The sequence below is a fragment of the Comamonas sp. BIGb0152 genome (assembly GCF_024809975.1).
GTDB lineage: Bacteria > Pseudomonadota > Gammaproteobacteria > Burkholderiales > Burkholderiaceae_C > Comamonas.
Window position 1 is genome coordinate 75,921 of the sequence record NZ_JANUDY010000010.1, and the last position, 12,521, is coordinate 88,441.

The 12,521-nt window shown below is 62.5% G+C and carries 8 protein-coding genes; 5 read left to right on the forward strand and 3 right to left on the reverse strand.

Annotation, left to right across the window (positions count from 1 at the left end):
* The first annotated feature begins 116 nt into the window (after positions 1-116).
* The 3 genes from M2375_RS18295 to M2375_RS18305 all read left to right on the forward strand — a co-directional run bounded on the left by M2375_RS18295 (position 117) and on the right by M2375_RS18305 (position 6,062).
* Positions 117-1,007 carry a LysR family transcriptional regulator gene (locus M2375_RS18295; protein WP_259169356.1) on the forward strand — a complete coding sequence of 297 codons (891 nt, stop codon included), beginning with the start codon at positions 117-119 and terminating at the stop codon, positions 1,005-1,007.
* 1,003 nt (positions 1,008-2,010) lie between these two features.
* Positions 2,011-5,250, forward strand: coding sequence for a DUF11 domain-containing protein (locus tag M2375_RS18300; RefSeq protein ID WP_259169357.1), 3,240 nt, complete (start codon positions 2,011-2,013; stop codon positions 5,248-5,250).
* A complete protein-coding gene (locus M2375_RS18305) occupies positions 5,247-6,062 on the forward strand; it encodes a hypothetical protein (RefSeq protein WP_259169358.1) in 816 nt (271 codons plus the stop codon). The genes M2375_RS18300 and M2375_RS18305 overlap by 4 nt, the downstream gene beginning before the upstream one ends.
* Before the next feature lie 99 nt (positions 6,063-6,161).
* Here M2375_RS18305 and fusA read toward each other — a convergent pair whose 3' ends face one another.
* A complete protein-coding gene (gene fusA, locus M2375_RS18310) occupies positions 6,162-8,273 on the reverse strand; it encodes an elongation factor G (protein ID WP_259169360.1) in 2,112 nt (703 codons plus the stop codon).
* A gap of 283 nt (positions 8,274-8,556) precedes the next feature.
* Between fusA and M2375_RS18315 the strand changes: the two genes are divergently transcribed.
* The gene (locus M2375_RS18315) at positions 8,557-8,901 is read left to right on the forward strand and encodes a helix-turn-helix domain-containing protein (RefSeq protein ID WP_310473188.1); all 345 of its coding nucleotides are present in this window, start codon (positions 8,557-8,559) and stop codon (positions 8,899-8,901) included.
* A gap of 74 nt (positions 8,902-8,975) precedes the next feature.
* Positions 8,976-9,674, forward strand: a complete 699-nt coding sequence (queC, locus tag M2375_RS18320) for a 7-cyano-7-deazaguanine synthase QueC (protein ID WP_259169362.1) — start codon at positions 8,976-8,978, stop codon at positions 9,672-9,674.
* A gap of 90 nt (positions 9,675-9,764) precedes the next feature.
* Here queC and M2375_RS18325 read toward each other — a convergent pair whose 3' ends face one another.
* Both M2375_RS18325 and M2375_RS18330 read right to left on the reverse strand, forming a co-directional pair.
* Positions 9,765-11,033 carry a glycosyltransferase gene (locus tag M2375_RS18325; protein WP_259169363.1) on the reverse strand — a complete coding sequence of 423 codons (1,269 nt, stop codon included), beginning with the start codon at positions 11,031-11,033 and terminating at the stop codon, positions 9,765-9,767.
* Between the two features lie 18 nt (positions 11,034-11,051).
* Entirely contained in the window at positions 11,052-12,491 is a 1,440-nt protein-coding gene (locus tag M2375_RS18330) for a sigma 54-interacting transcriptional regulator (RefSeq protein WP_259169364.1), read from the reverse strand.
* Between the last annotated feature and the right edge of the window lie 30 nt (positions 12,492-12,521).

Here is a 12,521-nt window from a genome sequence, read left to right on the forward strand (position 1 = left end):
GAGGGAATGCCTGGATTTTTCACTATTCCACTGCAAAGATCATTGCCGTGATTTGAATTTTATAATTCGGTTTACTTTAACAATGGATGCCGCTACAGCGGCCATCCCCGCCGCTGATGGACCGCTTCCAGGAAATGCAGGTATTTGTGCGCGTTGCCGATCGCAGCAGCTTTGCCCAGGCCTCGGATGATTTGCAGATTCCGCGTGCCACCGTGACCAACCTGGTCCAGAGATTGGAGGCCCGGGTGGGCGCGCGCCTGCTGGACCGCACCACGCGCCAGGTGCGGTTGACCTCGGAAGGGGAGGACTATTACCGCCGCTGCACCCGGCTGCTGGCCGATCTGCAGGAAGCGGAGACGGCCTTTCGCCATGCACCCCCGCAGGGCTTGCTGCGGGTCAACCTGCAGGGCACCTTGGCGCGCTTTTTTGTGATGTCCCATCTGGGCGACTTTGCCCAGCAGTACCCCGGGGTGCAGCTGCACATGGCCGAGGACGACCGGCTGGTGGACCTGGTGCGCGAAGGGGTGGACTGCGTGCTACGCGCCGGCAGCCTGCAAAGCTCGACGCTGATTGGGCGCCAGGTCGCGTCGCTGCGCCAGGTCACCGTCGTCAGCCGCCGCTACGCCGAGCGCCATGGCCTGCCGCAGTCGCTGGATGAGCTGGCCCAACATGCCGCCGTGGCCTATGTCTCCAGCGCCACGGGCCGCCCGGTGGCGCTGGAGTTTTGCGTGGGCAAACAGGTGGTCGAGCGGCGGCTCAAGCCCAGCATCACCGTCAACGGTGCTGATCTGTACACCGGCGCGGCCATGGCGGGCTTGGGGCTGGTGCAGGTGCCGCGCTACCGCATTGCGCAGGCGCTGGACGCGGGGGATCTGCTGGAGGTCCTGCCCGATCTGCCTCCACCTCCTATGCCGGTGTCCGTACTCCATCCCTACAGCCGCCAGCCTTCGGCACGGCTGCGGGTGTTTATTGACTGGCTGGCAGAGCGCTTTGCGCAGGTGGGCTAAGAGTCGCGAACACAACCCTTGATACGTCGTTGCCCTGCCTTGTCGTACTACTGTACTGCCTGCGGCAGGACGCCTAGTCGGGGACGACTAGTCTCAACCGCAAACCTGCGGTTTGCTGGGTCGTGTTAGCGCCTCTAAGCACCCTTTGCAAAGCTCCCTGCGTTGGCCCGCCCCCACGGCTGAGGGCGCTGGATAAAGGCTTGATAAATGGTTGAAGCTGGCGGAAAAGCGTACACCCCGCCATCGCCCTGAGAAGAGAATTATCGGCACGATGAAATCGATTGAATTTAATATGTAAGCAATTATAACTAATTGCTTTTGTTTATTGACAGCACAATTGATTTGAATCTTAATGCAATATGCCTTTTATAGGCCACCTTGCTTGAACCATTTTTTCGAAATGATTATTTGCCTTCGTGATTATCATTGGCGTGAACAATGCATTGATATGCCCAATTCCGTACCAAGCCAATTGATATTCAAGGGCATCAAGCGGCAGTAAATCCCAAAATAATATACCCATGATTTTCTATTGACCGCCAAACCACTGCTTTCCCATCCATGGCCCGGGTGGGCCTGGTTGAATGCATCGCTGATGTATCGCATTGCTCAGTTCTGGGGCTGGCAGGCTTGATAAAAATAAGGCAAATGTTCTTTAATCTTGATGGCTTCCGGGGTCCTCGCGCGTAGCGCAGGGAATGAGGGAGATACGGGTTTTGCCAGCTCTGAAAATCATAAGCCGGGGTATCGTTTTTATCGTTTTACACTGAAGCTGAGGCAGGCCGCTGCCAAGCCGTTCTAGAGATTGATTTCCAGGTATTTTGCGTTGTGAAATTAAATTTCCATTAGAAAGGAGTGTAATCAAAAATACCAAATACCCCATGCCATGCATGCGTTGTCACGGTATTTTTGATGGGAGATTATGAAAGCCACGACCCGTTTACCCAGCAGAGAAGCCCTGTGCGCAAGGCATCTCATCACGGCAGCTTTATTAGTCTCAGCCATGGGGGGCGCACAGGCGCAGGATTTTTTAGCGAATAAGAAATTCTCACCTACCAATATCCCGGCCAACAGCCAGTCCACCCTCACTTTTGATTTTTTTAACACCAGCGGTGGCGCGCTGGATGCAGCGGTCACGGACACGCTCCCAGAGACGGCGCCCCCTGGGCAGCTGTGGTTCTCGCCAGCCGATTTGGCGCTCGCCACGCTCTCTGGCCCCGGCTGCACCGGTGGCGCCCTGGCGCTTTCCGATTTTTTGGATGCCCCTGCTGGCACGAAAGCCCAGACGCTGTCCGTGTCAGGGCTGAACCTGCCCTTCTCGCCCGGCAGCACGGACCCGGCTTGTCAGCTGTCTATCCCCGTGCGCTCGGGCGATGTGAGCGAAGACAGCAACCTCATCAACAGCGTCCCCCAAGGCGGCGCCTACGCCATGGGCGGATCCAATCGCTTGGAGTCCGATCCTTTTTCTGCGACCTTGCGGGTGCGTGCGCCGACCAGCCCCTTTGCCGTCGGCAAGAGCTTTGCGCCAGCCACCATCCCTGCAGGCGGGCGGAGCACCTTGACCATTACGGTCAAAAACAATGAGCCTGAGGCCAAGAGCAATGTGGGCTTTACGGATGCGCTGGTGGCCGGGTTAACGCTGCTGGAGACGCCCACGTTCAGCGGCAGCTGCGGCCCTGCCACCACCCCCAGCGCCATGGGCTCTTCATCGCTCAGCGTGGCGGGGGCGACGGTGGCGCCAGGGGGCACTTGCACGGTGACGGCCTTGGTCGAGGCCAGCGCGGCAGCCAGCGGCGCACTGGTGAACACGATCCCTGCGGGTGCCGTCAGTGATGGCAGCAGCTCCAATGTGGTCCCCGCCCAGAGCACGCTGTATGTGCGCAGCCAGATCAAGATGACCAAGGCCTTCATGAACGGCACCAGTGCCAAAACCAACCTGCTGCCCCAGCCCGCTAACCTGCATGGCCGGTTGTTCACGACGGGGGCGGCATCGGCCGTGGTGGGCCAGGCGGTGCCGGTGAGGGTGTATTTCAGCAACCCGATGCCGCGCGTTTTGACCGGCGGCGACCTGACAGACACGCTGCCAGCCGATGTGGTGGCGGTGGCCAGTGAGGTGGGGGGGACCTGCGGATGGCCGACACCCAAACCCAGCCTGGCCGCCAATGCGACCACCGTGGCGCTAAACGGCTTTACGGTGCCGGCAGCCAACCTCAGCCGTGGCTCGCTGGGGAGTTGCTATGTCGAATTTTGGGTCAAGGCGACCTCGGCCTTGGGCAACACCACGAACGCGCTGAACACCAGCGATGTGGGCTTTGACGGCATCACGGGAGCAGATATCGATGCGGCCACCTCTGCAGACCTGTCCGTCACCGCATCGGGCAGCGGCGGAGCCGTGACCTTGAGCAAGACCTTCTTCAACGATGCGCGCACCGCAAGCCATACCGGCACCACGGGAGGCTTGCAGGTTGCCAAAGGTGAAGCGTTCTGGATGCGGGTGAACGTGTTCAACCGTCTTTACGACACGACCTACAGCCAGGTGGTGGTGTCGGATCTGCTGCCCAATGGCGTCAGGGCGGTGCAGCCCTTGGAGGCCTTGGTCCAGACCAACCCCGATGGAGAAACAGCGGCCGCCAGCTGCGCGGTCAATGGCACCGTCTCTGTCGTCGACGAGGCGGGCCGAGACAGGGTCCGCTTCAGTGGCGCCAGCGTACCTGGCGCGGTAGGCGCGGCGGCCTCCAACGCCAGCCTGAACCAGGGTTGCTTTTATTGGATCAAGCTCGTCAGCAACCAGTCTGGCGGTTACCAGAACACGATTGGGGCGAACACGGTGACGACGGAGCAAGGGGTGTCGAACCCCAGCGCCGTCAACGCCCGGGTGGCCGTGACCGGCGATTTCAGCGCGAGCAAGCGCTTTACCCCCAACCAGATTGGCGCCAATGGCGGCGCCAAGACGCGGCTGGTCCTGCGCTTCGATAACAGCACAGGGGCGACGCCCATCACGAATCTGGCCGTGACGGACGCGCTGCCCGGCAGTGCTGCCTTTGGTTACCTTCAAAACAGCCAGGTGATGGCCAACACTTGCGCGGCGGCGGTCAGCATCACGCCTGGCGCAGCCAATAGCTCGGACAGGATTGACGTTACCGGGGGCACCGTAGCGGCGGGTGGTGCATGCCAGATCGAGGTGGAGCTGACGCACAACGGCGGCAACCCTTTGAACTTTGGCAAGGTGACCAACCGCATCCCGGCCAATGCCATTACCAACGACCAAAACCAAACCAATCCGCTGGAGCTGACGGCAGAGTTGTCCCAGTCGAACATGGGCATCTCCGTCGTCAAGAGCTTTCCCGTGAGTAGCGCGTTTGGTGGCCAGTCTGTGCCGTTGACCTTGCATTTCGCCGCGACGAGCAGCAGCAGCCTGCCGCAAGGCAACATCTCGATCACCGACCATCTACCAGCCGGAATGCTGATTGCCTCCGACCCCAACTTGGCCACGACCTGCAAAAAAGAGGATGGGTCTGCAGCCACCCACCTGACGATGCCTCCGGGGCATGACGCATTTACGTTCTCTGGCTTTTACTTCAGTGCCTATGGAGGTGGCCAAGACAGTTGTGACATGACCATCGATGTGTTTCTGTCATCGACCGGCAACAAGGTGAACAGCATTCCTGCCGGAGCGATCACCACGGACGCTGGAACCACGAACGCATCGGCCACGGAAGCCTCGCTGTCCGCCTTGGTCAACACCGCCGTGCAGATTGCGTTCGCGCCCAAGTCGATCAAAGCCCGTGAAACCAGCACGCTGACCTTGAGCGTGATCAATGTGGGGACCGGCCCGAGAACAGGCTTTGAGCTGACCAATACATTGCCTGCAGGCCTGGCGATTGCCCCCACGCCCAGTGCATTTACCAGCTGCAGCAACGGCGCCATCACCGCGGTGCCGGGCGGCAAGGCCCTCTCCATCACGGGTGCGGATGTAGAGGCCAACGCGAGCTGCGCGATCAGCGTGAAGGTCACCGCCATGGCGGGCACGTATGTGAACGATGCAGACGATCTCAGGGGATCGGCGTATCTCGATACCTCGCCCGCCAAGGACATACTGACCGTCGAGGACGATGGCACCGTGCCACCGAACCCGGGCTCAGGTGCAAGGCCAGTGGCGAGTCTGAACGGGCTGTCCATCGTGGCACTGAGCCTGATGGTGCTGGTCTGGGTGGGGCGAAACCGCCTAAGGGTTCGGCAATGAGGCTTCCACCTGGCACCTTCGGGTGCGCTTCAGATGCACTGCGTGGAGCCATTGCGGGCAGCGGTTGGCTGGCAACGCTGGTCGCCATCGCAGGCCTGCCCTTGGCCGCTGTGGCGCAGCAACGGCCGCTAGCCGAGGAGGGCGCCACCGGCGGCTGGGCTGTTCAGCTCACGCCCTATGTCTGGGCCAGTGGTGTGGGTGGTGATCTGCGGCCTTTTCGGGGCGGCAGTGTGGTATCGATGGACAAGTCATTTCCCGAGGTGATGAAGGACCTGGATGCCGCCTTCTTTTTGACCGGCTATGCCCGCAAGGATCGCCTGGTACTGCTGGGCGATATCAGCTATTCGTCCAGTTCGCGCTCGGGCAAGTTGCCGCTGGGCCTGCCGGCATCGGGCAGCTTCCGCCAGGCCTCTGCCACTTTGGCAGCGGGTTACCGCGCTGTCTCCAGCCCCGATATCAACCTGGATCTGCTGGCGGGCCTGCGCGCCTGGAGCGTCAAGGCCTCCGTCGATGTGGCCGGCGGCCTGGTGCAGACCTCGCCTGAGAAGCGCTTTGTCGATCCCGTCCTCGGCCTGCGTGCCCATATCCCCCTCGCACCGCGCTGGTCGGCTATGGCCTATGGCGATGTGGGCGGCTTTGGCGTGGGCTCGCGGGCCACGCACCAGGTCGCTGCCACCGTCAACTACCAGTGGCGTGAGCAGGCCTTTGTGTCTTTGGGCTACCGGGTGCTGACCCTGGATTACCGCCGGGGCGGCACGCGCATCGATGTGACGATGGCCGGCCCGCTGTTGGGCGCCACCTGGCGCTTTTGAGGACTGCGCATAAAAAAACAGGCACACAGCCTTGGGAGCGGTGTGCCTGTTGACTGGCTTGCCTATGGGCTGGGTGGCCTGCCGAAGCAGGCCCAGGCCTTAGCGGCTCGAGCGGGTCGCAATACCGGCCACCACATGGGCCGGCGCTTCGGTGTAGCGCTTGAACTCCATCGTGTAGGTGGCGCGGCCCTGCGTCATCGAGCGCAGCTGCGTCGCATAGCCAAACATCTCGGACAAGGGGACCTCGGCCTTGATGCTCTTGCCGCCACCGGCGATGTCATCCATGCCTTGCACCATGCCCCGGCGCGATGACAGGTCGCCCATCACCGTGCCGGCATAGTCCTCGGGTGTTTCCACCTCGACGGCCATCATCGGCTCCAGGATCACCGGGCTGGCCTTCTTCATGCCTTCCTTGAAGCCAAAGATGGCCGCCATCTTGAAGGCCTGCTCGGACGAGTCCACATCGTGGTACGAACCAAAGGTCAGGCGCACGCGCACGTCCACCACCGGGTAGCCGGCCAGCACGCCGGCCGCGAGCGCCTCACGCACGCCTTTCTCCACGGCCGGGATGTACTCGCGCGGCACCACACCGCCCTTGATCTCGTCGACAAAGGCAAAGCCGTCGCCGGACGCCATCGGCTCCAGGGTGAACACCACATGGCCGTACTGGCCCTTGCCGCCCGACTGGCGCACAAACTTGCCGTCCACATCCTTGACCGTGTTGCGGATGGTCTCGCGGTAGGCCACCTGGGGCTTGCCCACATTGGCCTCCACATTGAACTCGCGCTTCATGCGGTCGACGATGATCTCCAGATGCAGCTCGCCCATGCCGGCGATGATGGTCTGGCCCGATTCCTCATCGGTGCGCACGCGGAACGAGGGGTCCTCAGCGGCCAGGCGTGACAGGGCCATGCCCATCTTTTCCTGGTCGGCCTTGGTCTTGGGCTCGATCGCTTGCGCAATGACGGGCTCAGGGAAGGACATGCGCTCCAAAATAATCGGCGCGCTCGGGTCGCTCAAGGTCTCACCGGTCGTCACCTCCTTGAGGCCCACACAGGCGGCAATGTCACCGGCGCGGATCTCGTCGATTTCCTGGCGCTCATTGGCATGCATCTGCACGATGCGGCCAATGCGCTCCTTGCGGCCCCGGATCGGGTTGTAGACCAGGTCGCCCTTGCTGAGCACGCCCGAGTAGACGCGCACAAAGGTCAGCTGGCCCACAAACGGGTCGGTCATCAGCTTGAAGGCGAGGGCAGAGAACTTCTCGCCATCGTCAGCACGGCGTGTCAGCAACTCGCCGTCTTCGTCGTCCTCGCTGTGGCCGGTCACCGCAGGCACATCCAGCGGCGAAGGCATGAGCTCGACCACGGCGTCCAGCAAACGCTGCACACCCTTGTTCTTGAAGGCCGAGCCGCACAGCATGGGCTGGATCTCGGTCGCAATCGTGCGCAGGCGCAAGCCGGCCACAATGTCGGCCTCGGGCAGATCCCCTTCGCTCAGGTACTTGTCGGTCAGCGCTTCGCTGGCTTCGGCTGCCGCTTCCACCATCTTGGTACGCCATTCCTGCGCCGATGCCTGCAGCTCGGCGGGAATCTCCCGGTACTCGAACTGCATGCCCTGCGAGGCCTCGTCCCAGATGATGGCCTTCATCTTGATCAGGTCAACCACACCCGAGAACTCGGCCTCGGCACCAATCGGTATCACGATGGGCACGGGGTTGGCCTTCAAGCGGTCCACCATCATCTGGCGCACACGGAAGAAGTCCGCACCGACGCGGTCCATCTTGTTGACGAAGGCCAGGCGCGGCACCTTGTACTTGTTGGCCTGGCGCCAGACGGTTTCGGACTGCGGCTGCACGCCGCCCACCGAGTCATAGACCATGACGGCGCCGTCGAGCACGCGCATGGAGCGCTCGACCTCGATCGTGAAGTCCACGTGACCGGGCGTGTCGATGATGTTGATGCGGTGCGCAGCAAAGTTGCGTTCCATGCCCGACCAGAAGGCCGTTGTCGCAGCCGAGGTGATCGTGATGCCGCGCTCTTGCTCCTGGGCCATCCAGTCCATCGTGGCAGCGCCATCATGGACTTCGCCCAGCTTGTGGCTCACCCCGGTATAGAACAGGATGCGCTCGGTCGTCGTGGTTTTTCCGGCATCGATGTGCGCAGAGATGCCGATGTTGCGATAGCGTTCTATGGGGGTATGGCGGGCCATGTTGACCTCCTTGGGTCGAGTGATTCAGCCGGATTCAGCTGCATGTTGCAGCCCTGTGCGCTCCCACGTTGCGACATCCGGCAGCCTCACAGAGGCACCGGCACAGGGCCAGAAAACAGCAATATTAATAGTACGAAGACAGTCGTACTGTCGTCATGGGTATTGCCCGATTGGGGACAATAGCGCCAGTCTTGCTGCCAGGCGTGCAGACGCAGGCAGAATGGCGCCCTTTGAACTGGCCTGGCAGGCCGATGCACGCGCCCCGTTGGCGCATGGACCCCGGATGATCCCTCACCACCCTGAAGCTGCGCAAATCCATTTGGAAAATGTGCTCACCGCCCTGGGCAACCCCACGCGCCTGGCGGTAGTGCGTGTGTTGGCCGATGGCCAGGAGCGCAGCTGCACGGCGCTCTTGCGCGACCAGACCAAGTCCACCATGACGCACCATTGGCGCGTGCTGCGCAGCAGCGGCGTGATCTGGCAGCGCCCCGTGGGGCGCGAGAACCTGCTGTCGCTGCGGCGCGAGGACCTCGATGCCCGCTTTCCCGGTTTGCTGGACGCGATACTCTCGGCCACGACAAGCGATGCGTTGACGGACGCCAGCACCGCCTGGGGCGAGCGCAGCTAAGCGCTGCCGGCCACACCAGTCATCGCCTGCAGCAGGCGGGTATTTTTGTTTTTTGATGGATGGAGAAGCGCAGCATGCAAGACGCCAAGGCGCTGGTACTTTTTTCGGGTGGACAGGATTCCACCGTTTGTCTGGCTTGGGCTTTGAGCCGCTATGCCCAGGTCGAAACCATTGGCTTTGACTACGGCCAGAACCACCGGGTGGAGCTGGACTGCCGTGGCACCGTGCTCGCCAACCTGCGTGCGCAGTTCCCGCAGTGGGCGGCGAAGCTGGGCGATGACCACCTGCTCAATATCGATGTGCTCGGCCAGATCAGCGATACGGCCTTGACCAGCGATGCCGCGCTGGCCTACCAGGCCGATGGCCTGCCCAATACCTTTGTGCCGGCCCGCAACCTGGTGTTCTTGACCCTCGCCTCTGCCGTGGCCTACCGCCGCCAGTGCCAGGTGCTGGTGGGCGGCATGTGCGAGACCGATTTCTCCGGCTACCCCGATTGCCGCGACAACACCATGAAGGCCATGCAGGTGGCACTGAGCCTGGGTCTGGGCCGGCAGCTGGTGGTAGAGACGCCTTTAATGTGGATCGACAAGGCCGCGACTTGGCAGCTGGCGCAGGATTTGGGCGGCGACGCTTTGACGGCCTTGGTGCAAGAAGACACCCACACCTGCTACAAGGGCGACCGCAGCCAGCGCCACGACTGGGGCTATGGCTGCGGTGAATGCCCGGCTTGCGCGCTAAGAGCGCAAGGCTTTGCCCGCTGGAAGAGGGGCTAATACAACCCTTGATACAGCGTTACAGAGCCTTGTCGTACTTTGGGTACTGCCAGCGGCTCTGCGCCTCGTCTCACCCTTGAAAACCAGGCCTTAGCGCTGCGCCACCAGTGGCGCCTTGCGGTTGGCCATCGCCCGCGCAAACAGCGCCATAAAGCGGGGCGCCACCTTGGCGATGTGGTAGGCCTTGCCGGTCTCCAGCGCAGCCTGGGCATAGCGCTGGCGCCGGGCTGGGTCACCGCGCAGCTGCCGTATCGCCTCGATCCAGTCGTCGTCGTTGTCGGGCAGCAAGAGGCCGTTGACGTTGTGGGTGATCAGCTCGGGCGCAAAGCCCCAGTTGGAGCCGATCACACACCCACCGCGCGCCAGGATCTCCATCAAACCCCAGTTGGCCACGCCATAGCGCAGCGGGTAGAGGAAGAGATCGACCTCGGCCAGCAGCGCCGAGAACTGCGCATAGGGCAGGTGGCCGGGGAACTCAATCACCTCGGCGGCCGGGTAGACCTTGAGCAGGTGGTCGCGAAAGCTCTCCACCTTGCCGCCATAACGCCGCTCCACCCATTGCTGCTCATAGCCATAGGTGGAGGCCTTGGCATCGCCAATGGCGATAAAGCGGGTGTTGTGGCCATCACCGCCGCGCACCATGCGGTCCACCAGCCGGATATAGGTCTCAAAGCCTTTGGCACTCGACAGGTCACGCGCCGAGAACGCGATGGTGAAAGGCTTTTTAGTATCGTTCGCGGCATCGCTGGCCGCGCCAAAATTGCGCAGCGGCGGCTGGATGTCAAAGCCCTCGAACTGCACCGCAATCCGCTCCTGCAGCAGCGGCGGGAACATCGAGCGCGCATAGGCGCTGGGCACGATGGTCAGGTCGCTGCACAGCACCTGGTGGAAGCTCAGCATCTCGGTATTGCGGTCCCCCAGCCGCTGGGCCTGGTCGGGCGGGTAGGCGGCATCCCAGCCATGCGCCAGGTAGCTGGGGAACTCGATATAGCTGACGATGGCCGCCTCCAGCTCGCCATACAGCCAGTTGGGCGCGCCCCACAGCGAATGGGCCACCACCACATCGATCTTGCGGCCCTGCGCGGCCTCAAAGTCTTCCAGCGCCTTGAGCACGCCCCGGCAGATGCGCGCCGAGCGCTCGACCTTGTCCGAGTAGTAGTAGCTCTGGGGGCCAACGATCAGCCCATCGGGCTGGAAGGACAGCAGGTGGTCGCAGTGCTTGTCGTGGTTGGCCTTGTGGCCCGGCGTGGTCATGAACCAGGCGTCTGCCAGGCCCTGGGCACGCAGGTGGCTGCACAGTAGGCTGTACTGGCTCGGGTAGACCGCGCCTACAAAAACAATCAGGGGTTTGTCGTTCATGGGGGGCAAGGGATCGGCTTAAGAGGGAACACCTGGCAGGTCGTCGCTGGCAGCGGCGCTGATGGGAGACAGCGGCACCAGCGGCTCGCCATCCGAGATCTGGTACTTGCGCATCTTCTCCCACAGCACCTTGCGGCTGATGCCCAGCTGCTGGGCGGTGTTCTGGCGCTTCCAGCTGTTGGCATGCAGGGCCTCGATGATGCGGTTGCGCTCTTCCTGGTCCCAGTTGCCGCGCTCGGCCAGCAGCGGGCCGGCCGCAAGGGTCTCGATCGGGAAAGTGGCTGCCGACAGGCTTTGGGCCTGCAGCAGCAGGCGCTCGGTGGCACCGCCGGCATGCCAGTCCTGGGTCTGGCGGGCGGCCACACCGATGCGCTCGCTCAGGTTGCGCAGCTCGCGCACATTGCCGGGAAAGTACATCTGCGCCACGGCATCGAGGATGAACATCGGCGGCCCGCCCAGCCGCTCCATCATCTCCTCGCCCACCACCTTGCGCAAAATGCTGTTGAAGATGGCCAGCTTGTCGGCCTCGCCACGCTCTTCGAGGCTGGGCAACTGCAGCTCGATCACCGCCAGACGAAAGAACAGATCGGCCCGGAACTTGCCCGCATGCACCAGCTCGCGCAGCGATTTGTTGGTGGCCGCCACCAGGCGGAAATCCAAGGTCACGGGCGAGGTCGCGCCCAGCCGGGTGACGGTGCGCTCTTCCAGCACCCGCAGCAGCTTGACCTGCTGGTACAGCGGCAGGTCGGCGATCTCATCGAGAAACAAGGTGCCGCCATTGGCCTGCTCAAAAAAGCCCTTGTGCGCAGTGACGGCGCCAGTGAACGAGCCCTTGGCATGGCCAAAAAACAGCGACTCGAACAGGCCATCCGGAATGGCCCCGCAGTTGACCACCACAAACGGCCCCTGGCCGTAGTGCGTATTGCGCTCGTGCAGGCGTTCGGCAATGCGTTCCTTGCCGGTGCCCGTCTCGCCAAAGATCAGCACGCTGTGCTCGCAATCGGCAAAGGTGTCTACATCGCGCAGCAGGTGCAGCATGCACTCGGCCTCGGCGATGATGTCATCTCCCCGAGGCTGCCTTTGCTTGGTGCTTTGCAGGCGCCGCACAATGCGCACCAGCATGGCCCGCAGCTCGGCGCCGGTAAAGTCAAAGGGCAACACATGCGAGTACTCGGTGGCATAGCTGCCCGGGCCTTCGCCACGCGGCTTGGCGCTGACCCACAGCACCGGCATGCCGCCAAAATTGCTTTCCATCCCCTGGCGCGTGAAGCGCGCACCTTCCAGCACCGAGACACTCACCACCGCAATGGCATTGCCGCCTTGCGCCACCACGGGCGACAGGTTCAGCCCATCGGCACGCACCACATCCACATCCAGATTGACCATGCAGCGCTCCACCCGCTCTGCGATATCTGCTTGGCCTTCCCAGACGTAGATGACCAAATCGTTCTGATTCACGTTCTATTCCCTCTTGTTTTCATAGCGCTG